General features: G+C 67.7%; 19 protein-coding genes. 13 read left to right on the top strand and 6 right to left on the bottom strand.

What is annotated here, in order from left to right; genetic code table 11:
• Positions 1 to 230 precede the first annotated feature (230 nt).
• Positions 231 to 1,532, top strand: coding sequence for a D-amino acid dehydrogenase (locus tag JCM7685_RS13515; protein ID WP_074966097.1), 1,302 nt, complete (start codon positions 231 to 233; stop codon positions 1,530 to 1,532).
• Positions 1,533 to 1,579: 47 nt separating this feature from the next.
• On the opposite strand, the gene JCM7685_RS13510 is transcribed toward JCM7685_RS13515, so the two are convergent.
• Complete coding sequence (locus tag JCM7685_RS13510; protein WP_074966098.1) at positions 1,580 to 1,840, bottom strand: GlsB/YeaQ/YmgE family stress response membrane protein; 261 nt, start codon at positions 1,838 to 1,840, stop codon at positions 1,580 to 1,582.
• A gap of 318 nt (positions 1,841 to 2,158) precedes the next feature.
• Here JCM7685_RS13510 and JCM7685_RS13505 point away from each other — a divergent pair, with 318 nt between their 5' ends.
• The 3 genes from JCM7685_RS13505 (at position 2,159) to JCM7685_RS13495 (ending at position 4,512) form a co-directional block, all read left to right on the top strand.
• Complete coding sequence (locus tag JCM7685_RS13505; protein WP_074966099.1) at positions 2,159 to 2,908, top strand: L,D-transpeptidase; 750 nt, start codon at positions 2,159 to 2,161, stop codon at positions 2,906 to 2,908.
• Between the two features lie 122 nt (positions 2,909 to 3,030).
• Positions 3,031 to 3,516, top strand: coding sequence for a hypothetical protein (locus JCM7685_RS13500; RefSeq protein ID WP_139218060.1), 486 nt, complete (start codon positions 3,031 to 3,033; stop codon positions 3,514 to 3,516).
• 72 nt (positions 3,517 to 3,588) lie between these two features.
• The gene (locus tag JCM7685_RS13495; RefSeq protein ID WP_074966101.1) at positions 3,589 to 4,512 is read left to right on the top strand and encodes a lytic transglycosylase domain-containing protein; all 924 of its coding nucleotides are present in this window, start codon (positions 3,589 to 3,591) and stop codon (positions 4,510 to 4,512) included.
• A 61-nt stretch (positions 4,513 to 4,573) separates the two neighbouring features.
• On the opposite strand, the gene JCM7685_RS13490 is transcribed toward JCM7685_RS13495, so the two are convergent.
• From JCM7685_RS13490 to serB, 3 genes are all read right to left on the bottom strand, one after another.
• The gene (locus tag JCM7685_RS13490; protein WP_074966102.1) at positions 4,574 to 6,043 is read right to left on the bottom strand and encodes an ABC transporter substrate-binding protein; all 1,470 of its coding nucleotides are present in this window, start codon (positions 6,041 to 6,043) and stop codon (positions 4,574 to 4,576) included.
• A gap of 55 nt (positions 6,044 to 6,098) precedes the next feature.
• Complete coding sequence (locus JCM7685_RS13485; protein WP_074966103.1) at positions 6,099 to 6,791, bottom strand: CDP-alcohol phosphatidyltransferase family protein; 693 nt, start codon at positions 6,789 to 6,791, stop codon at positions 6,099 to 6,101.
• 97 nt (positions 6,792 to 6,888) lie between these two features.
• Positions 6,889 to 7,764, bottom strand: a complete 876-nt coding sequence (serB, locus tag JCM7685_RS13480) for a phosphoserine phosphatase SerB (protein WP_074966104.1) — start codon at positions 7,762 to 7,764, stop codon at positions 6,889 to 6,891.
• A 193-nt stretch (positions 7,765 to 7,957) separates the two neighbouring features.
• Here serB and JCM7685_RS13475 point away from each other — a divergent pair, with 193 nt between their 5' ends.
• The 6 genes from JCM7685_RS13475 (at position 7,958) to hspQ (ending at position 14,512) form a co-directional block, all read left to right on the top strand.
• Entirely contained in the window at positions 7,958 to 9,112 is a 1,155-nt protein-coding gene (locus JCM7685_RS13475) for a phosphoserine transaminase (RefSeq protein WP_074966105.1), read from the top strand.
• A 117-nt stretch (positions 9,113 to 9,229) separates the two neighbouring features.
• Positions 9,230 to 10,819, top strand: a complete 1,590-nt coding sequence (gene serA / locus JCM7685_RS13470; RefSeq protein ID WP_074966106.1) for a phosphoglycerate dehydrogenase — start codon at positions 9,230 to 9,232, stop codon at positions 10,817 to 10,819.
• 54 nt (positions 10,820 to 10,873) lie between these two features.
• Positions 10,874 to 11,635 carry a metallophosphoesterase family protein gene (locus tag JCM7685_RS13465; protein WP_074966107.1) on the top strand — a complete coding sequence of 254 codons (762 nt, stop codon included), beginning with the start codon at positions 10,874 to 10,876 and terminating at the stop codon, positions 11,633 to 11,635.
• Positions 11,636 to 11,743: 108 nt separating this feature from the next.
• Positions 11,744 to 13,372 (top strand): Na/Pi cotransporter family protein, encoded by a 1,629-nt coding sequence (locus JCM7685_RS13460; protein ID WP_074966108.1) that lies wholly within the window; start codon positions 11,744 to 11,746, stop codon positions 13,370 to 13,372.
• 71 nt (positions 13,373 to 13,443) lie between these two features.
• Positions 13,444 to 13,905, top strand: a complete 462-nt coding sequence (locus tag JCM7685_RS13455) for a CreA family protein (protein WP_100526089.1) — start codon at positions 13,444 to 13,446, stop codon at positions 13,903 to 13,905.
• A gap of 274 nt (positions 13,906 to 14,179) precedes the next feature.
• The gene (gene hspQ, locus JCM7685_RS13450) at positions 14,180 to 14,512 is read left to right on the top strand and encodes a heat shock protein HspQ (protein ID WP_074966109.1); all 333 of its coding nucleotides are present in this window, start codon (positions 14,180 to 14,182) and stop codon (positions 14,510 to 14,512) included.
• A 37-nt stretch (positions 14,513 to 14,549) separates the two neighbouring features.
• Here hspQ and JCM7685_RS13445 read toward each other — a convergent pair whose 3' ends face one another.
• Together JCM7685_RS13445 and JCM7685_RS13440 are read right to left on the bottom strand one after the other, a co-directional pair.
• A complete protein-coding gene (locus tag JCM7685_RS13445; RefSeq protein WP_231964643.1) occupies positions 14,550 to 15,047 on the bottom strand; it encodes an ATP-binding protein in 498 nt (165 codons plus the stop codon).
• 59 nt (positions 15,048 to 15,106) lie between these two features.
• The gene (locus tag JCM7685_RS13440) at positions 15,107 to 15,451 is read right to left on the bottom strand and encodes an STAS domain-containing protein (RefSeq protein ID WP_074966111.1); all 345 of its coding nucleotides are present in this window, start codon (positions 15,449 to 15,451) and stop codon (positions 15,107 to 15,109) included.
• A 230-nt stretch (positions 15,452 to 15,681) separates the two neighbouring features.
• Here JCM7685_RS13440 and JCM7685_RS13435 point away from each other — a divergent pair, with 230 nt between their 5' ends.
• The 3 genes from JCM7685_RS13435 (at position 15,682) to JCM7685_RS13425 (ending at position 20,139) form a co-directional block, all read left to right on the top strand.
• Positions 15,682 to 16,059 (top strand): hypothetical protein, encoded by a 378-nt coding sequence (locus JCM7685_RS13435; protein WP_074966112.1) that lies wholly within the window; start codon positions 15,682 to 15,684, stop codon positions 16,057 to 16,059.
• 21 nt (positions 16,060 to 16,080) lie between these two features.
• Positions 16,081 to 18,498 (top strand): M10 family metallopeptidase, encoded by a 2,418-nt coding sequence (locus tag JCM7685_RS13430; protein WP_074966148.1) that lies wholly within the window; start codon positions 16,081 to 16,083, stop codon positions 18,496 to 18,498.
• Between the two features lie 228 nt (positions 18,499 to 18,726).
• The gene (locus JCM7685_RS13425) at positions 18,727 to 20,139 is read left to right on the top strand and encodes a circularly permuted type 2 ATP-grasp protein (RefSeq protein WP_074966113.1); all 1,413 of its coding nucleotides are present in this window, start codon (positions 18,727 to 18,729) and stop codon (positions 20,137 to 20,139) included.
• Position 20,140: the final 1 nt, after the last annotated feature.

Raw genomic sequence — 20,140 nt, 5'->3', positions numbered from 1 at the left:
TTGGCGCCAACCTTAGGCAGCCCTCGCCCGGGCCGCAATCGCCGCCGCCGATTCTGTGAAGGACCGCCGTATCTTGTGCCGTTTCCATAATATGTCGAAGAAATTGCGTGAAAATTGGCAAATTTGCTTATATCATTGCGGAAACCGCGCCATTTCGCGGCAACTTCGGGATTTCATTTCTGGCGCTGCTGCTATCTTTGCGGAAATCTTCTTCGACAGGGTGCGCGAACATGAAAGTCATCGTTCTGGGGGCCGGCGTTCTGGGTGTCACCTCGGCCTGGTATCTGGCCAAGGCGGGGCATGAGGTCACGGTCATCGACCGCCAGACCGGCCCGGCGCTGGAGACGAGCTTTGCCAACGCGGGCGAGATCTCGCCCGGCTATTCCTCGCCGTGGGCGGCGCCCGGCATTCCGCTGAAGGCGCTGAAATGGATGTTCCAGCGCCACGCGCCGCTGGTGATCCAGCCGCGGCTGGACTGGCAGCGCCTCTCGTGGATGGCGCGGATGCTGGGCAACTGCACCTCGGCCGCCTATGCCGTCAACAAAAGCCGCATGGTCCGCGTCGCCGAATACAGCCGCGACTGCCTGGGCGCGCTGCGGGCCGAGACCGGCATCCACTACGACGAGCGCACCCAGGGCACGCTGCAGGTGTTCCGCAAGCAAGAGCAGCTGGACGGCGCCGGCAAGGACATCGAGGTGCTCAAGGCCGACGGCGTGCCCTTCGAGGTGCTGGACCGCGCCGGCTGCATCGCGGCCGAGCCGGGTCTGGCCGGCGCCGCCGACCGCATCGTCGGCGGGCTGCGCCTGCCGGGCGACGAGACCGGCGACTGCTTCAAGTTCACCAACCGCCTGGCCGAGATGGCCGCGGCGGCCGGCGTGACCTTCCGCTGGGGCGTCGGCATCGAGGCGCTGGAGGCCGAGGCCGGCCGCATTAGCGCCGTGCGCACCGACCAGGGCCGCATGGTGGCCGACCGCTATGTGCTGGCGCTGGGCCCGCATTCGCCGCTGCTGGTGCGGCACCTGGGGATCAAGCTGCCGATCTATCCGCTCAAGGGCTATTCGCTGACCATCGACATCCAGGACGAGAGCCGCGCCCCGGTCTCGACCGTGATGGACGAGACCTACAAGGTCGCGATCACCCGTCTGGGCGACCGCATCCGCGTCGGCGGCCTGGCCGAGATCGCCGGCTACGACCTGAGCCTGAACCCGCGCCGCCGCGCCACGCTGGCGAAATCGGTGTCCGAGATGTTCGTCGGCGCGGGCGATCCCGACAAGGCGCAGTTCTGGACTGGGCTGCGGCCGATGACGCCCGACGGCACGCCCATCGTCGGCGCGACGCCGATCCCGAACCTGTTCCTGAACACCGGCCACGGCACGCTGGGCTGGACCATGTCCGCGGGTTCGAGCCGGGTGCTGGCCGACGTGATCTCCGGCCGCCGTCCGGACATCCAGTCCGAGGATTTGGGCTATGCCCGCTATCTGAAAGGCCGCAAACCCGCCGCGACGGGCGTGCTGCAGCCGGCGAACGCCTGACCTCGCCGCATGAAAAAGGGGCCCGTCGCCGGGCCCCTTTTGGGTCATCAGGCCTGTTTGATCAATCGCAGGATGACCAGCAGGATCACCGCGCCGATGGTGGCGAAGATGATCGTGCCGACGATGGGGGCCGATACGCTCATCCCGATGCCCAGCATCGGGAACAGCCAGCCGGCGATCACCGCGCCGACGATGCCGACGACGATGTTCATCAGCAGGCCCTGGCCGTGGCCTTTCACGATCAGCCCGGCCAACCAGCCGGCGATCGCGCCGATGATGAGGGTGACGAGCAGGGCAGTCAAAGTCATGGCGGGCTTCCTTTGCAGGTTTCCGGCTTGCCGTCCGTTGCGGCGCAAGACCGTCTGGCGGAAAAACGCCGATGGCGCGCCGGGGGTTCCGCGACCCTGCGCCCAGCCCGGCGGCGAGAGCGAATCGGCAACAGTTCGGTAACGATTGCACGCGTTTCGGGGAGCGCCACTTGACGCCGCAGCGCCCGGGAAGGCTGATATGACGATACGAATCGCGCCCCGGCCTCTGCTCGGCCCAGGCTTGATCGCGACGAAATGTCACCGCTGCCACGGCCGCGCCCCCCGGGGATGCGGCACGTTACGAAGGGAAATACACCGATGCGCCTCGCACCGCTGATGCTGGCACTGGGCCTGGGCCTTGCCGCCTGCGCGCCCACGCCCCAGACCCCGTCCGCGCCGCCTGCGGCCGACCAGGGCGTCTATGGCGCCCGCACCGATTCCGGCCCCAACGGCGAGCCGATCGAGATCCACGCCGTCCGCCCCGCCTATCTGACCGACCGCAACCGCCGCCAGCTGGTGCCCTACAACGGCCCCGAGGCCGCCGGCACCATCGTCGTCGATCCCTATGCCCGCTTCCTCTACCATGTCCAGGGCGATGGCCAGGCGATGCGCTACGGCGTGGCCGTGGGCCAGGCCGGCAAGAACTTCCAGGGCAATGCCACAGTCGGCCGCAAGCACGCCTGGCCCAGCTGGACGCCCACCGCGAACATGGTCCGCACCCAGCCCGAGCTCTACGGCCCGCTGAAGGGCGGGCTGCGCGGCGGGGTGGACAACCCGCTGGGCTCGCGCGCGCTGTATCTCTACAAGGGCGGCCGCGACACCATGTATCGCATCCACGGCACCATGGACCCGTCCTCGATCGGCAAGGCCACCTCGGCCGGCTGCATCCGCCTGTTCAACCAGGACATCATGGATCTGTTCAACGAGATCCCCAGCGGCACCCAGGTCAAGGTGCGCACTCGCGCCGAAAGCCTGGCGCTGGAAGGGCCGCTGGTCGAACAGCCGAACGGCTATCTCGCGCCTGCGGGCGGTGAGATGCAGACCGCCGAGGCTTCGGCCGCGCAATAGGCCCCTGCCGCGATCCTGAACCGCCATGCGCCCCGGTCCGCAAAGGCCGGGGCGTTTGCGCTGGCAAGCGCCGCCACGGCGTGGCATTTTCCGCGCGCAAAGGCGCCTATCAGGAGAATACCATGACCGATCCCGATCACAGCAAGGCCGCGTCGCCGGATCTGGACGCCATCGTCGCGCAGACCCAGGCCGCCGCGTTGCGCCTGCTGGAATTGCCGGCACTGAAGGCGTTGCAGCGCGACCTGCGCGCGATGAAGGAAGGCGCCGCCGACGAGCGCATGCGCAAGACGCTGGCCAAGGCCCTGCAGCGCGCCGCCGCCGAGAAACGCCGCCGCAAGGCCGAGGCCGAGGGAACGGCACCGGCCGCGGCCCCCGCCGCGGCGCCGGCGCGGCCGCGCGCCGCTGCGGGCGCCGGGGCCGACAAGGCCGAGCGCAAGCGCGTCAAGGAGGCCGAAAAGGCCGAGAAGCAGCGCGTGAAGGAGCTGGAAAAGGCCGAGCGCAAGGCGGCGAACCAAGCCGCCCGCGCCGCCGCGAAGGCTGCGGGCAAGCCCGCCGCCGGCAAGGGCGGCGCCAAGGGCAAGGGCGCGCAGGTCCGGGACGCCAAGTGAGGTTGCAGGGCGCGGTTCCCAAACCGCGCCCTGCCTGCTATCCGAACGCCAGCCCTTTCCTTCGAGTCCCAGATGCGCCGTCTGCTTCCGGTCCTTGCCGCCGCCGTCTTCGCCGCTTTTCCCGCCGGACCCCTGCCGGCCTATGAGGCGGTGGATGCGATTCACGGCCTGCCGGCGCCGCGCGATTCGAGCCAGCTGCGCTGCACCGACGACGGAGCCTATTGCATCTCGGTCGCGCGCTATGTGCCGGATGTCTGCTCGGTCATCGAGCGGGCGGCGGGGCGGCACGGGCTCGACCCGCATTTCTTTGCCCGGCTCTTGTGGAAGGAAAGCCTGTTCGAGCCCGGCGCCATCAGCCCGGTGGGCGCCATGGGCATCGCCCAGTTCATGCCCGGCACGGCCGAGATGGTCGGGCTGGACGATCCCTTCAACCCGGCCAAGGCCATCGAGGCCAGCGCCCGTTACCTGCGCAAGCTGACCGACGGTTTCGGCAGCGTCGGCATGGCCGCCGTCGCCTATAACGGCGGCGAGAACCGTGCCGCCCGCTTCATCGCCCAGGGCGGCAGCCTGCCCTGGGAGACGCAGGACTATGTCCAGGCCATCACCGGCCTGACGGCCGCCAGCTGGCGCGAAAGCCCGCCCAAGGTGCTGGACATCCGGCTGGACAAGCAGCGCAGCTTTCGCGAGGCCTGCATCGACCTGGCCGGCAAGCGCAAGCTGCGCGAGTTCAACACGCCCGAGCATCCCTGGCCCTGGGGCGTGATCGTCGCCACCCATCCCAGCCAGTCCGGCGTCAGCGCCCAGGTCTCGCGGCTGAACCGGCAGCTGCGGCCGATCCTGGGCGGCAAGCGGGTCAGCTATGTGCGCCGCAAGATCTCGGGCGGGCCGCGGAAGGTCTATACGGCGCAGATCGGCTATTCGTCGAAGACCGAGGCCTATGCCTTCTGCAACCGGTTGCGCGGCGTCGGCGGGCGCTGCCTGGTGCTGAAGAACTGAAGCGCGGGCGCCGGTGGCGCCGTTGCCGTCGGGTATTTGGAGAGCAAAGAAGCGCGGGGTGCTAATCCCGCCAATGCACCGCCGTGAGGTCGTTGGCGGGCATCGGGGCGTTTTCCCACAGTCCCTCGATCTCGGCCTTGGCGACGCCGGTCTTCGCCAGTTGGAACAGGTAGGCGTTGGCGTAGTCCTCGGCGATGATCCTCTGCGCCTGGTTCAGCAGGGTGGTGCGTTCCGCCGGGTCGGTGGCGGCGTCGAGTTTCGTCATCACCGCGTTGAAACCGGGATTGGCGTAGTTGAAGTAATAGCCTGCGCGGCCGTAGATGCCGATGTCCATCGGCTCGACATGGCTGATGACCGTCAGGTCGTAGTCGGCATTCTTGAACACCTGTTCCAGCCATTGCGCCCATTCCATGTTGGTGGTCGTGGTCTGGATGTCGACGGCGCGCAGCTCGGCCGCCAGGATCTCGCCGCCGCGTCGGGCATAGGGCGTGGGCGGCAGCGCGAGGCGCAGGGTCAGGTTTTCCACGCCGGCCTCGGCCAGGAGTTTCTTCGACAACTCGGGGTCGTATGGCGATTGCGCTTTCAGGTCGAGGTAATCGGGGTTGTGCGGCGCGAAATGCGTGCCGATGGGGGTGCCATAGCCGAACATGGCGCCGTCGATCAGTTCCTGGCGGTTGATGGCATGGGCGATGGCCTTGCGCACGCGCTTGTCGGCGAGCGCCGCGGTCTTGTGGTTCATGGCGAGGATGGTCTCGCCCTCGGTGGTGCCGACCAGCACCTTGAAGCGTGGATCGGCCTGTAGCTGCGCCAGCGTTTCCGGCGCGGGATAGATCGGGAATGCGTCCACGTCGCCCGCCATCATCGCCGCAAAGGCCGCCGTCGGGTCGCCGATGAAGCGGAAGGTCGCGGTCTTCAGCGCCGGCTTCGTGCCCCAATAGCCGTCGAAGGCGGTCAGGGTGATGTGGTCGCCCTGCTTCCATTCGCCTAATTGGAAAGGTCCGGTGCCGATGGGATGGGTGGCGATGTCCTTGACGTTCGCCTTGTCCACCATGACCGCGTCGCCCCAGGCCAGCTTGAAGGGCAGGGCGCCGTCCGGGGCCTTCAGGGTGATGCGGACGGTATGGGGGTCCAGCGCCTCGACCATCTCGATGCCCTCGAACAGGGCTTTCTGGGCGTTGGTGCTGTCGGGCGCCCGCGCGCGGTCGAGCGAGAAGATAACGTCCTGCGCGTCGAAGGCGCTGCCGTCGTGGAACTGCACGCCCGGGCGCAGGTGGAAGGTGTAGGTCTGGCCGTCCGCCGTCTCCCAGCTTTCGGCGAGGCCGGGCTTGACGCTGCCGTCGGGGCCGATGCGGGTCAGGCCCTCGAAGAGGTTCGCGTAGACCACCTCGTCGATGGCGGCGGCGGCGTTTCCGGTCGGGTCGAGGTTCGGCGGTTCCAGCACCATGGCCAGCGTGATCGCGTCCTGCGCGGCCTGGGCCGGTAAGGCCATAGCAGCTGTCAGCGCGGCCGCCTGCATCAGTCTTGCGAACATTCCCGTCCCTCCGCCCGGTCTGCGGGGGTCACATTCCGGGCAAAGCCCGGCGCGATCAAGCCCGCTTCTCGGTCAGCTGCTGGGCCATGCCGGCGAAGAGCAGCCAGAGCGAGGTCAGCAGCAGCCCCCAGCGCGCGACGCTTTCGGGGTGGAAGTCGTCCAGCGCCGCCCAGACCGCAAAGCCGACCCAGGCCGCGCAGACCGGCAGCGAGATCGCGCGCCAGCGCTGGGTCCGCACCGGATGGATGAACTTGACGTTGGTGAACATGGTCACGGCCAGCGCCACCACGATCACCAGGATCACCCAGAAGTTCGGCTTGAGCGCGAAGAGCACCAGCACCACCATGTTCCAGCACGCCGGGAAGCCGGCAAAGGAATTGTCCTTGGTCTTCATGCGGGTGTCGACGAAATAGATCACGCTGCCATAGGTGATGGCGATGATCGCGATCCAGCCGGTCCAGCCGGGCAGCAGGCCCGACATGAACAGCGCATAGGCCGGGATGAAGACATAGGTCAGGTAGTCGATGATCAGGTCCATCAGGACCCCGTCATAGGTCGGCCAGTTCTTCTTGACGTGATAGCGGCGCGCCAGCGGACCGTCGATGCCGTCGACGATCAGCGCGACGACCAGCCAGAGGAACATCCGGGACCATTCCGCATTGGCGGCCGCCAGAAGGGCAAGCATCGACAGCACCGCGCCGGTGGCGGTCAGCAGATGCACGGACAGGGCTTTGAGGCGCGAATTCATCGTCTGCTTCTGTCACCGAAAGGACATGATCGCAAGTTCGCGCCTGCGGCCGCCGCCGCTTTTCGGCACGGGTGATGCACGGATGCGCCGGGTGCGTTCAGTCGACGAACTCTTCGGCGCCATAGCCTTGCAGGTAGAGCAGCGCGGTCAGGTCGCCGTGATTGATGCGCAGATCCACCTGGGCCGCGACCGCCGGCTTGGCATGCAGCGCCACCCCCATCCCCGCCAGTTGCAGCATGCCGAGGTCGTTGGCGCCATCGCCCACCGCCAGCACCTCGGCCGGGGTCAAGGCGCGGGCGGCGGCGATCTGCTGCAGCGCCTCGACCTTGGCTTCGCGGCCCAGCACCGGCAGCGCGACATGGCCGGTCAGCATGCCGTTGTCGGCCAGAAGCGTGTTGGCGCGATGCTCGTCGAAGCCGAGCGCGGTCGCGACCGGACCCGAAAACACCGTGAACCCGCCCGAGACCAGTGCCGTCCAGGCGCCTTGCGCCCGCATGGTGGCGACCAGCTGCCGCCCGCCGGGGGCAAGGGTGATGCGGTGGTCCAGGACCTCGCCGATCGCGGTCTCGGGCAGGCCGGCCAGCAGGCCGACGCGGGCCAGAAGCGATTCGTGGAAGTTCAGCTCTCCGTTCATCGCCCTTGCGGTGATGGCGGCAACGCGGGGGCCGACGCCGGCGAAATCCGCCAGCTCGTCGATGCATTCCTGCTGGATCATGGTCGAATCCATGTCGGCCAGCAGCACGGCCTTGCGCCGGCCGCGGGTCGGCTGGATCGCCAGGTCGAAGCCCTGGGCCTGAAGCGCCTGCCAGCTGTCCCAGAAACCGGCCGGAGGTGCCTCGACCGGGAATTCGGCGGCGATTCGCGGGTTCAGCCAGATAGCGTGCCCGCCGTTCCAGCCCGCGCGCAGGTCGTCGATCAGCGCCGGGGTCAGGTCGGCGCGGCTAGGGGCGGCAAGGACGGAGACGGTGAACATGAGGACCCCTTCGGAGGTTGTTTCCGGCAGCACTAGCCAAAGCGCCGCGGGGGATCAATCGGTCGGATTCGTCCCATCGATCTGTCGCAAGCGTGGCTTGCAATTTTCGCTTGCGGGAATCCGGGCGCGGTTGTAGTCCCGTCTGTGGGACACGCCGCCCCAACGCGGCGCTTATAGCTGGAAGGCTAATATCATGGGCATCACTGCTCCGGCCGCGCGGCCGGTCAATCCGCGCTTTTCCTCGGGCCCCTGCGCCAAGATTCCCCAATTTTCGCTGGACATGCTTGCCGACGCGCCGCTGGGCCGCTCGCATCGTGCCGCCGTGGGCAAGGCCAAGCTGGCCGAGGCCATTGACCTGACCCGGGCGGTGCTGGGCGTTCCGGCCGATTACCGCATCGGCATCGTGCCGGCCTCGGACACCGGCGCGGTCGAGATGGCGCTGTGGTCGCTCTTGGGCGCGCGCAAGGTCGAGATGCTGGCCTGGGAAAGCTTCGGCGAGGGCTGGGTCACCGATGTGGTGAAACAGCTGAAGCTGGATGCGGTGGTGCGCAAGGCGCCCTATGGCCGGATCGTGGACTTCGCCCAGGTCGATTTCGCCAATGACGTGGTCTTCACCTGGAACGGCACCACCTCGGGCGTGCGGGTGCCGGACGGCGACGCCATTCCCGCGGATCGGGCCGGGCTGACCATTTGCGATGCGACCTCGGCCGCCTTCGCGATGGAGCTGCCCTTCGACAAGCTCGACGTGGTGACCTTCAGCTGGCAGAAGGTTCTGGGCGGCGAGGGTGCGCATGGCATCCTGATCCTGTCGCCGCGCGCCGTCGAGCGGCTGGAGAACTACACTCCGGCCTGGCCGCTGCCGAAGATCTTTCGCATGACCAAGGGCGGCAAGCTGATCGAGGGCATCTTCAAGGGCGAGACCATCAACACGCCGTCTATGCTCTGTGTCGAGGATTACCTGGTGGCGCTGAAATGGGCGCAATCCATCGGCGGCCTGCCGGGGCTGATCGCGCGCTGCGAGGCCAATGCGGGGGCGGTGCGCGATTTCATCAAGGGCCGCGACTGGATCGCCGATCTGGCCGAGGACCCGGCCACCGCCTCGACCACCAGCGTGTGCCTGAAATTCACCGATCCGCGCATCGCGGACGGCGCCGCCTTCGCCAAGGCCGTGGCCAGGCGGCTGGAGAAGGAAGGCGTGGCGCTGGACGCCGGGGCCTATCGCGATGCGCCTCCGGGTCTGCGGATCTGGTGCGGGGCGACGGTCGAGGCCTCGGACGTGGCGGCGCTGATGCCCTGGATCGAGCATGCCTTCCAGGCCGAGATCGCCGCGCAGGCGGTGGACGCCTGAACCGCCGGACCGGGGGCGCTGCCCCCGGACCCCCGGGATATTGAGACACAAAAGAAGCATGGAAGGCGGGAGGTCGGTCCCGCACCTGCTTTCCGCATCTCCAAGAGGATAGAGAAGATGCCCAAGGTTCTTGTTTCGGACAAGCTTTCGGAGACCGCCGTGCAGATCTTTCGCGATCGCGGCGTGGATGTGGATTACCTGCCGGATGTCGGCAAGGACAAGGAGAAGCTGGCCGAGATCATCGGGCAGTATGACGGGCTGGCGATCCGTTCGGCCACCAAGGTGACGGCGAAGCTGCTGGAGCATGCCCCCAACCTGAAGGTGATCGGCCGCGCCGGGATCGGGGTCGACAATGTCGACATTCCGGCCGCGTCGAAGAAGGGCGTGATCGTGATGAACACGCCGTTCGGGAACTCGGTGACCACCGCCGAGCATGCCATCGCGCTGATGTTCGCGGTGGCGCGGCAGCTGCCCGAGGCCAGCGTTTCGACCCATGAGGGCAAGTGGGAGAAGAACCGCTTCATGGGGGTCGAGGTCTTCAACAAGGTGTTGGGGATCATCGGGGCGGGGAATATCGGCTCGATCGTCATCGACCGGGCGCTGGGGCTGAAGATGAAAGTCCTGGCCTATGACCCCTTCCTGTCCGAGGAGCGGGCCAAGGAGCTGGGCGTGAAGAAGGTCGAGCTGGACGAGTTGCTGGCCAGGGCCGATTTCATCACCCTGCATGTGCCGCTGACCGAAAAGACCAGGAACATTCTGTCGCGCGACAACCTGGCCAAGACCAAGAAGGGCGTGCGCATCGTCAATGCCGCGCGGGGCGGGCTGATCGACGAGGAGGCGCTGGCCGAACTGCTGAAGTCGGGTCATGTCGCCGGGGCGGCGCTGGACGTCTTCGCCGTCGAGCCGGCGACCGAAAGCCCGCTGTTCGGCCTGCCGAACGTGGTGGTGACGCCGCATCTGGGCGCCTCGACCACCGAGGCGCAGGAGAACGTGGCCCTGCAGGTCGCCGAGCAGATGTCGGATTATCTGCTGACGGGCGCGGTGCAGAACGCGCTGAACATGCCCTCGGTCACCGCCGAGGAGGCCGCGACCATGGGGCCGTGGCTGAAGCTGGCGGGCCATCTGGGTGCCTTCATCGGCCAGATGACCGACGAGCCGATCAAGGCGATCAACGTGCTTTATGACGGCACCGTGGCCGAGATGAACCTTAAGGCGCTGAATGCCGCGGTGATCGCCGGGGTGATGAAGGCGACGAACCCGGATGTGAACATGGTCTCGGCCCCGGTGATGGCGGCCGAGCGCGGCGTGCAGCTGCAGACCACGACGCAGGCCAAGTCGGGCGTCTTCGACGGCTATATCAAGGTAACCATGGTGACCGAGAAGCGCGAGCGCTCGATCGCCGGCACGGTGTTCAGCGACGGCAAGCCGCGCTTCATCCAGATCCGCGGCATCAATGTCGATGCCGAGATCGGCGCGCATATGCTTTATACCCGCAACAAGGACGTGCCGGGGGTGATCGGCGCGCTGGGCATGACCCTGGGCGACCTGGGCGTGAACATCGCCAATTTCACCCTGGGCCGGACCCATGCCGGCGACGATGCGATCGCGATCCTTTACTTGGACGAGGCGATGCGCCCCGCGACGGTCGAGGCGCTGCGGGCCACCGGCAAGTTCCTGCAGGTGCGGCCGCTGCAATTCGAGGTCTGAACCGACAACCCCCCGGGGGGCATCTTCCCCGGGGGATCGCATTTCGGAGGCTGCATGCGCACCTATGCCATCGGCGACATTCATGGCCGGCTTGAACTGCTGCTGCGCGCCCATGAGCGGATCGCCCGCGATGACGCGGCGCGGGGCGGCGCTTCGCAGGTGGTCCATGTCGGCGACCTGCTGGACCGCGGACCGGATTCGCGTGGTGTGGTCGATTACCTGATGCGCGGCCAGGCCGAGGGCCGGCCCTGGATCGTGCTGAAGGGCAACCACGACCGCTTTCTGCCGCGTTTCGCCGCGCAGCCGGGCTGGATCGATCCGGGTCTGACCTCGGGGCGGCATTGGTTGGACCACACGACGCTGGGCGCGGCCGAGACGCTGGCTTCTTATGGGGTCGAGGTCGGCGATCACGCCCGCACCCATGCCGCCGTGCTGCGCGCCGTGCCCCAGGCGCAGCTTGACTGGCTGGAGGCGCTGCCGCTGTGGCACCTGATCCCGCAGGCGCTGTTCGTCCACGCCGGCATTCGCCCCGGCATCGACCTGGCCCGGCAGACGGCGCAGGATCTGGTCTGGATCCGCAAGGGCTTCCTGGACCACGCCGGCGACCATGGCGTGCTGGTGGTGCATGGCCATACCGTGGTCGACCGGGTCACGCATTTCGGCAACCGGCTGGCGGTCGACACCGGGGCGGCCTATGGCGGGCCGCTGAGCGTGGTCGTCTTCGACGAGACCGGGCTGCATCTGCTGGCCGAGGACGGGCGCGAGCCCATCGTCCCGCCGCAAGGCTGTGGCCGGGCCGCCATCGCGCAGGCGTGAAATGACTAAAATCAAGGGCATTCATTGACGCGCGGCCGGACGGGGCCAAATATGACGGTAACATGACATTCATGCGCCGCCTCCGTGCGGAGCAGGAGGTGAGTCGCCGTGGAGTCCCTTTCCGTCGTCCTTCAGCTTGCCGGTGCCGTGGCGCTGCTGCTCTTCGGCCTTGGGCTGGTGCGCGACGGCATGCTGCGCGCCTTCGGCATGAAGCTGAAGGTGGCGCTGGGCCGGGGGACCCAGACCGGGCTGCGCGCCTTCGCCTCGGGGCTGATCGCGACGCTGGGGCTGCAAAGCTCGACCGCGACGGCGCTGATGACGGCCTCTTTCGTGGATCGCGGCATGATCCGGCCGCGGATGGCGCAGATCGTGCTGCTGGGCGCCAACCTGGGAACGGCGCTGACCGCCTGGATCGTCGCCACCGGGATCCAGGCGCTGGTGCCGGCGCTGCTGCTGGTCGGCTATGTGCTGCGGCGGCGCGACCAGCGCACATGGTCGGGGGCGGGGCTGGCGCTGATCGGCATCGCACTGATGCTGCTGTCGCTGTCGCTGCTGTCGCAGGCGACCGAGCCGCTGCGCGATTCGGCTGCCATGGCCGCCTTCCTGGCCATGCTGGGCAATGCCTGGCCGGTGGCGCTGGTCTTCGCCGCCGGGCTGGCGGTGGTCTGTTCCTCGTCGCTGGCGGTGGTGATGCTGGTGCTGTCGCTGGGCATGGCGCCCGCGCTGACCGTGGTGCTGGTGCTGGGCGCCAATCTCGGCGGGGCGATCCCGCCGGTGCTGGCGACCGCGGGGCAGGGCGTTCCGGCGCGGCGCGTGGCGTTGGGCAACCTGATCGTGCGCGCCATCGGTTGCCTGGTGGCGCTGCCTCTGGCCGGCCAGGCGGCTGGGCTGCTGACCGCCATGCCGCTGCCCCAGACCGGGCTGGCGGTCGAGGCGCATCTGGCCTTCAACCTGGTGCTGGCCGCCGCGATCTGGCCCTTTGCGACCCTGGTGACCCGGCTGGCCGCGATGCTGATGCCCGCCGTCGAGCCGGCGCCGCCGATCGAGGCGCAACTGCTGGATGGTTCGGCACTGGATACGCCGGCCGTCGCGTTGGGCCGGGCCAGCCGCGCGGCGCTTGCCATCGGCGACGTGGTCGAGCGGATGCTGCACCAGGCCCGCACCGCCTTCGTGCGCGGCGACGACGCGCCGCTGGCCGAGGTCCGCGTGCTCGAGGAGCGGGTGGACCGCATGCAGCAGGAGGTCAAGGGCTTCCTGTCCCGCCTGGGCCGCGAGGCCGGCGAGGAAGAGCGGCGCCAGGCGATCACCATTCTCGATTACGTCATCAACCTCGAACATGTCGGCGACATCATCGACAAGGGTCTGGCGCCCGAGATCCGCAAGAAGGCCGGCCTGTCGCTGCGCTTTTCCGACGAGGGCTACCGCGAATTGGACGGGCTGTTCCTGATGACCATCGAGAACCTGCGCGTCGCGCAGACCGTGTTCATGACCCGCGACCGCGACCTGGCCCGGCAGCTGATGGAGGAAAAGGTCGAGATCCGCCGGCTGGAACGGCTGTCGGCGCAGCGCCACCTGATGCGGCTGCGCGAAGGACGCGAGGACAGCCAGCAGACCTCGTCCCTGCATCTGGACATCCTGCGGGACCTGAAGCGGGTGAACGCGCATATCGTTTCGGTCGCGCATCCGATCCTGGACGAGGCGGACCTGCTGATCGAAAGCCGTCTCAAGCGGGGTTAGTTCGGGTGCAACAGCAGGGAAAGGCGGATGGCACGTTCCCGCGGGGCGGCCGGGGCGCTGAGGAGGTCAAGATGCTGAAATGGATTGCCGCCTTGGGCCTGGCTGCGGCGCCGGCGGCCGCCGATGTGGTCGGCAAGGTCGGCGTGGACTGGGTCGGCAACGACATCGTCATCGAGGCCATCGCCGATCCGCAGGTGCAGGGCGTGACCTGTCATCTGGCCTATTTCGACCGCTCGATGATCGACCGACTGAGCCAGGGCAACTGGTTCGAGGATCCGTCGAACTCGGCCATCGAATGCTCGCGCACGGGGCCGATCAGGATCGGCGACATCCGTCGCGGGCCCAAGGGCGAGGACGTGTTCAGCGCCTCGCGCTCGCTTATCTTCAAGTCGCTGCGGGTGAAGCGGATCTATGACGAGCAGAACCAGGTGCTGATCTATCTGGCCCATGCCGATCAGGTGAAGGAGGGCTCGGCGAAGATGTCGATCTCGACCGTGGCGCTGGAGCCGGGGGAAGCCTTGCCCGCGCGCTGAGGGTGGAGGATGTCCTTTGAGCCAAAAAGGCTACCAGCCGCCGGGGTAGGAGGAGGACGGACCCGCATCGCGTTCGTGGCCCGAACGGCGGGTGTGCGCTCTGGTGAGAGCCGGCTTGATCGAGATCCGCACGTCCCGGATGCCCGGACCGGGCCGCCGCCGCGGCGGCCAAGCGTCCGGCGGCAAAAGCCGGAGCGGGCGGCGCAATCTTTGTCCGGCAGGTGGACTCCGACGCCGGCTGGCTGTAAGAGCCGCGCCAAATGGGAAGGATGTGATGCAGATTCCGTCCAAGTCGGCCAAATACAGCCTGGGCCAGGTGGTCCGCCATCGCGAACATCCGTTCCGCGGGGTGATCTTCGACGTGGATCCGGAATTCTCGAACACCGAGGAATGGTATGAATCCATTCCCGAGGAATCGCGTCCCTCGCGCAATCAGCCATTCTATCATCTTTATGCCGAGACCGAGGCCACCTTCTATGTCGCCTATGTGTCCGAGCAGAACCTGATGCCCGACCCGTCGGGCGAGCCGCTGGAGCATCCCGAGGTCACCGAGATGTTCGGCGAATTCCAGGATGGCCGCTATCCGCTGCAATTCGGTCTGAACTAGCGGTGGCAGGGGCTGCCGGCCGCTTATCCGGCGACGGTCACGACGCCGCGCCTGCGGGAGGGGCGGCGGGCGGGCATTGCATCAGCGGTTCGGTCACCGGCACGATGAAGGCCAGGAAGTTGCGGCGCCCCTCGCGGAAATAGCTCAGCGAGGCCGTCAGTTCCTGGATCAGGAACCAGCCGAAACCGCCTTCGGGCAGCCGCAGGATGCCGGTGCCGTCGCCCGGGACGAAGGGCAGGTCGCGCGGATCCAGGCAGGACAGCGGCAGCGGCCGGCCGTCGTCGGTCACCGCGCAGGCGATGCCGCCGACATGGCGGGCGACGCAAAGGTGGATCAGCGGCGCGTGCGGCTGGCCGTCCAGCCGCATCGCCTCGGTCATGGTGCCGTGTTCGCAGATATTGTTCAGCACCTCGGCCAAGGCCAGTTCCAGCTTGGCGATCACCTCGTCCTCGGCGCTGCCGTCGAATCTTTGCCGCAGGAAGACCAGCGCGGCGCGCACGGTTTCCGGGTCGGCGCGGAAGATGCGGTGGAACATCGGCCGTTTCCCCGGCGGAAGCTGGCGCAGCCGCTTGTCTGCCTGAGGGGATAGGGCGCTCATCCGTGCGGGCTTTCCTGTCGGGGTGCGTCCGTCGGATCGTGGCGGATGTTCAGCACCGTGTCCATCCGCGTCAGCCGGAACACCCGCTCGACATTCGGGGTCAGCCGCGTCAGCACCAGCGCGCGGTCGGGCGGCATGGCCTTGAAGATCGCGATCACCGCGCCCAGACCCGAGCTGTCCATGAAATCCACCCCGCCCAGGTCCAGCGTCACCGGCGGCCCGCCTTCGCCGATCATGCTGCGCACCCGGTCCTTGAAGGCGGTGGCGATGGCCGCATCCAGGCGCCTTTCGTCGACGCGGATCGTCAGCCCGTCCTGCTGGGGCAGCAATGTCAGTTGCATCTTCGGCTCCGGCCTTGTGGTTCCCTTTGGCCCGGTCTAGCGCCAAAAGGTTACCGTCCGGTAAGCGCCGGCGGTTCGCGGCCGGCCCCAGAAAGAGAAAATGCTTCGCATCTTCCCGGCGCGGGCGTCGCCGACCTGTCCCAAAGGGCAGCCCCGGCGCCGTTGAAGCGTCCCCGGCCCGCGGGTTATTTTCGTCTGACGGACGACGACCCCGGACAAGAGATGCCTCCATGCGCCCCGCCCTTCTGCCCGCGATCCTGCTCGCGGCCTGCACCATGAGCGGAGCGGCCCAGGCCGGTCCGGCCGACCTGACCTGCCCCGGTTCAGAGGATGCGCTGACGGGGCGCCTGTGCGCTGCGGTCGGGCAGGAATTGCGCAGCCTGAACCGCGAGAGCGCCGGGGATCAGACCGCGCTGCGCCTGACGCTGCACGCGCGCAGCCCGCGCCCGGACCTGCTGCGCGCGCGGCTGACGGTCGATGAGGGCGGCGCCCGCCGCGAGGGGCCGGAGCTGGAATTGACGGTGACGGACCGCGCCGCGATCTCGGACCGGCAGATCCAGCAGCTGGCGCGGCTGTTGCTGGACCAGACGCTTTCGCATCCCAAATGATTGACCATCAAGGATTTTGATATGACCCATCCCCTGAACTCCGACCTTTTCGCCCCGGACTGGAGCCGGGCGGCCGGCCCCGATGCCGCGGTGTCGCGCGCGATCCGGGTCGAGGGGACGGATGCCCCGGAAACGACCGCGACCGGCTACCGCATCAATGTCGGCGATACGTTCAACGGTTTCCTGGGCGCCGGCGATGCGGATTGGGTCCGGGTGCAGCTGCAGCCCGGCAACTATATCGTCACCCTGGATTCCCGCGGCGGCGCCGGGGTCTACGACCCCTATCTGCGGGTGATGAACGGCGCGGGCGTGACCATCGCCTATGACGACGACAGCGGCGGCGGCCACAATGCGCGGCTGATCCTGAAGGTGACTCAGGCCGGGGCGTATTACCTCGAGGCCGGCAGCTTCGCCGATTACTATTCGGGCAATTACAGCCTGTCGATCTCGGCCGCCCCCTCGCTGCGCAACTTCACCATGCCCGAGATCGCCCGCCAGCTGACCGACGGCTTCTGGCAAAGCAACGGCAGTGCGCGCCGATCCTTCGACGTGGGCCAGGGCGACGTGCTGAACGTGGACCTGTCCGGCCTGACCGCCGCCGGCCGCGCCCTGGCCGACATGGCGCTGTCCGCCTGGGAGGCGGTGACCGGCATCCGCTTCAACCGCCACGCCGGCCCGAACGCGCCCATCCACATCCACTTCGACGACAGCGACCCCAACAACGCCTGGTCCAGCTCGATCACCAGGGGCGGCACCATCCTCAGCTCCGAGGTCAATGTCGGGACCGGCTGGCTGCGGGCCTATGGGACCGGCTTCAACAGCTACAGCTTCCAGACCTATATCCACGAGATCGGCCATGCCCTGGGTCTGGGCCATGCCGGCAACTACAACGGCAATGCCACCTATGGCCTGGACAACCACTATCTGAACGACAGCTGGCAGGCCTCGGTCATGTCCTATTTCTCGCAGGACGACAACACGACGGTGGATGCCAGCTATGCCTTCATCGCCTCGGCGATGATCGCCGACATCCTCGCGATTCAGAGCCTCTATGGCCCGACCGCCATCCGCACCGGCAACAACAGCTATGGCGAGCAGACCAATGCCGGCCCCGCCTATGCCGCCATCGCCAACCTGCTGCGCAATGCGAACACCCGCGACGACATCGCCTTCACCATCTTCGACCAGGGCGGCATCGACCTGCTGGACCTGTCGCGGGACAGCCGGAACCAGCGCATCTCGCTGCAGCCGGGCACGGTGTCCGATGCCTATGGCCTGATCGGCAATATCTCGATCGCGCAGGGCACGGTGATCGAGAACATGCGGGCCGGCAGCGGTCACGACCTGGTCATCGGGAATTTCGCCCACAATCAGCTGTATGGCGGTGCCGGCAACGACACGCTGCGTGGCAACGGCGGTAACGACACGCTGGTGGGCGGCCGCGGCGCCGACCTGATGCAGGGTGGCGTCGGCAACGACCTGTATTTCGTCGATACGCTTCAGGACCGCGTGGTCGAGGCCGAGAATGCCGGCATCGACACCGTGCGCTCGACTGTCTCGCTGACGCTGGGCGCGAATCTGGAAAACCTGGTGCTGATCGGGAATGCGCCGCAGAACGGCACCGGCAACGGGCTGGCGAACCGGCTGATCGGCAATGCCCATGCCAACCAGCTCTACGGGCTGGCGGGCGATGACACGCTGCTGGGCGGAGGCGGCAACGACACGCTGAACGGCGGGCTGGGCAATGACCTGCTGAACGGCGGTGCCGGGCGCGATCTGATGATCGGCGGGCTCGGCGCCGACATCTATGTCACCGACGGCAACGACGTGATCCGCGAACAGGCCGGCCAGGGCATCGATACCGTGCGGGCGATGGTCTCGCTGACGCTGGGCGCGAATCTGGAAAACTTGGAGCTGATCGGGAACGCGGCCCAGAACGGCACCGGAAACGCGTTGGGTAACCGCATGACCGGCAATGCCCTCGCCAACCAGCTGAGCGGGCTTCTGGGCGACGACACGCTGTTCGGGGCGGGCGGCAACGACACGCTGCTGGGCGGAATGGGCAATGACGTGCTGTGGGGCGGCGCCGGAAACGATCTGCTGCACGGCGGGATGGGCAACGACCTGCTGCACGGCGGGCCGGGCGACGATCTGGTGATCGGCGGGCTGGGCGACGACACGATGATCGGCAGCCTGGGCGCCGATCACTTCGCCTTCCAGGCGGGACGCGACGTGATCCTGGATTTCCAGGACGACGTGGACACCCTGCGCATCGACGATGCGCTCTGGGGCGGCGGCGCGCGCAACGTGGCGCAGGTGCTGGCCTTTGCACGGGTGGTCGGCGGCAATACCGTCTTCGACTTCGGCCAGGGCAATACGCTGACGCTGAACGGCTTTGGCGACATCAATGCGCTGCGCGACGACCTGATCGTCATCTAGCCCGCCGCCGACGGCACGGCCGGGGCGCCGCGGACCGTGCGGCGCCCTTGGCCTGTCGCAGCGCTGTTTTCTGGCGCGGGCGGAACTTCGGGCCGCATATCTGCCTTGATTTTCGGCAGAAACCACGACTCGCCGGGCAAAGCAGAAAAACCGATGCGCCGGAGCCGGGCGGGCCGTGGACAGCGCGCGCCCGGTTGCGAAGATCGTAGGCAGCGGCAGAGGTGGCAGATGACGATGTTTTACGATGAAATGGCGGGCGAAACCGGGGTCAGGGCGCCCTATGCCATGCTGGCCGACTGGATCGAGACCATGCCGGCCGAGATGCGCCAGATGAAGCAGGCCGAGGCCGAGGCGCTGTTCCGCCGCATCGGCATCACCTTCGCCGTCTATGGCGAGGGCGGCGACCCGGACCGGCTGATCCCCTTCGACATGATGCCGCGGGTGTTCCTGCAAGCCGAATGGCGCAAGCTGGAACGCGGCATCAAGCAGCGCGCCCGGGCGCTGAACGCCTTCCTGCGCGATGTCTACGGCCGCGGAGAGATCATTCGCGCCGGCCGCATCCCGGCCCGGCTGGTCTATCAGAACGCCGCCTATGAAAAGGCCGTGGTCGGCTTCGTGCCGCCGCGGGGGGTGTTCTCGCATATCGTCGGCATCGACATCGTGCGCACCGGCCGCGACGAGTTCTTCGTGCTCGAAGACAACTGCCGCACCCCCTCGGGCGTCAGCTACATGCTGGAGAACCGCGAGATCATGATGCGCATGTTCCCGGGCCTGTTCCGCCACAACCGCATAGAGCCGGTGGACCAGTATTCCGAACTGCTGCGCCGGACCCTGGCCAGCGTGGCGCCGGCGAAATGCGAGGGCGCGCCCACCATCGTCATCCTGACCCCCGGCCCCTACAACAGCGCCTATTACGAACACAGCTTTCTGGCCAACCTGATGGGCGTCGAACTGGTCGAGGGCAGCGACCTGTTCGTGGACGGGGGCTTCGTCTACATGCGCACGACCCAGGGGCCCAGGCGGGTGGACGTGATCTATCGCCGGATCGACGATCCCTTCCTGGACCCGCTGTGCTTTCGCCGCGATTCCGTGCTGGGCGTGCCGGGGCTGATGGATGTCTATCGCTCGGGCGGGGTCGCCATCGCCTCGGCCCCGGGCGCGGGGGTGGCGGACGACAAGGCGGTCTATGCCTTCGTCCCCGAGATGATCCGCTTCTATCTGGGCGAAGAGCCGCTGCTGCCCAACGTCCGGACCTGGACCCTGTGGCAGGAAGAGGACTGCCGCTATGTCCTGGCCAATCTCAAGGACCTGGTGGTCAAGGAGGTGCATGGCTCGGGCGGCTACGGCATGCTGATCGGCCCCCGCGCCACCCGGGCCGAGATCGACGCCTTCGCCGAGCGCATCCGCGCCAATCCCGGCAACTACATCGCCCAGCCGACGCTGGCGCTGTCGACCAGCCCGACCTTCGTCGAAGAGGGCATCGCGCCGCGCCATGTCGACCTGCGGCCCTTCTGCCTGTGCGGCGACCGGATCGAGCTGGTGCAGGGCGGTCTGACCCGGGTGGCGCTGCGCGAGGGCTCGCTGGTGGTGAACTCGTCGCAGGGCGGCGGGGTCAAGGACACCTGGGTCCTGTCGGAATAGG

It is taken from the genome of Paracoccus aminovorans, from assembly GCF_900005615.1.
In the GTDB taxonomy this organism is placed as follows: Bacteria; Pseudomonadota; Alphaproteobacteria; order Rhodobacterales; family Rhodobacteraceae; genus Paracoccus; species Paracoccus aminovorans.
Note: the sequence above shows the minus strand (reverse complement) of the source record. Positions and strands in the feature narration are given on the sequence as shown.

Coding starts and splice junctions, on each gene's coding strand:
- serA (WP_074966106.1), top strand. CDS start 9,230: ATGCCCAAGGTTCTTGTTTCGGACAAGCTTTCGGAGACCGCCGTGCAG.
- serB (WP_074966104.1), bottom strand. CDS start 7,764: ATGTTCACCGTCTCCGTCCTTGCCGCCCCTAGCCGCGCCGACCTGACC.
- JCM7685_RS13430 (WP_074966148.1), top strand. CDS start 16,081: ATGACCCATCCCCTGAACTCCGACCTTTTCGCCCCGGACTGGAGCCGG.
- JCM7685_RS13490 (WP_074966102.1), bottom strand. CDS start 6,043: ATGTTCGCAAGACTGATGCAGGCGGCCGCGCTGACAGCTGCTATGGCC.
- JCM7685_RS13465 (WP_074966107.1), top strand. CDS start 10,874: ATGCGCACCTATGCCATCGGCGACATTCATGGCCGGCTTGAACTGCTG.
- JCM7685_RS13495 (WP_074966101.1), top strand. CDS start 3,589: ATGCGCCGTCTGCTTCCGGTCCTTGCCGCCGCCGTCTTCGCCGCTTTT.
- JCM7685_RS13440 (WP_074966111.1), bottom strand. CDS start 15,451: ATGCAACTGACATTGCTGCCCCAGCAGGACGGGCTGACGATCCGCGTC.
- hspQ (WP_074966109.1), top strand. CDS start 14,180: ATGCAGATTCCGTCCAAGTCGGCCAAATACAGCCTGGGCCAGGTGGTC.
- JCM7685_RS13455 (WP_100526089.1), top strand. CDS start 13,444: ATGCTGAAATGGATTGCCGCCTTGGGCCTGGCTGCGGCGCCGGCGGCC.
- JCM7685_RS13515 (WP_074966097.1), top strand. CDS start 231: ATGAAAGTCATCGTTCTGGGGGCCGGCGTTCTGGGTGTCACCTCGGCC.
- JCM7685_RS13425 (WP_074966113.1), top strand. CDS start 18,727: ATGACGATGTTTTACGATGAAATGGCGGGCGAAACCGGGGTCAGGGCG.
- JCM7685_RS13485 (WP_074966103.1), bottom strand. CDS start 6,791: ATGAATTCGCGCCTCAAAGCCCTGTCCGTGCATCTGCTGACCGCCACC.
- JCM7685_RS13505 (WP_074966099.1), top strand. CDS start 2,159: ATGCGCCTCGCACCGCTGATGCTGGCACTGGGCCTGGGCCTTGCCGCC.
- JCM7685_RS13500 (WP_139218060.1), top strand. CDS start 3,031: ATGACCGATCCCGATCACAGCAAGGCCGCGTCGCCGGATCTGGACGCC.
- JCM7685_RS13510 (WP_074966098.1), bottom strand. CDS start 1,840: ATGACTTTGACTGCCCTGCTCGTCACCCTCATCATCGGCGCGATCGCC.
- JCM7685_RS13445 (WP_231964643.1), bottom strand. CDS start 15,047: ATGTTCCACCGCATCTTCCGCGCCGACCCGGAAACCGTGCGCGCCGCG.
- JCM7685_RS13435 (WP_074966112.1), top strand. CDS start 15,682: ATGCGCCCCGCCCTTCTGCCCGCGATCCTGCTCGCGGCCTGCACCATG.
- JCM7685_RS13475 (WP_074966105.1), top strand. CDS start 7,958: ATGGGCATCACTGCTCCGGCCGCGCGGCCGGTCAATCCGCGCTTTTCC.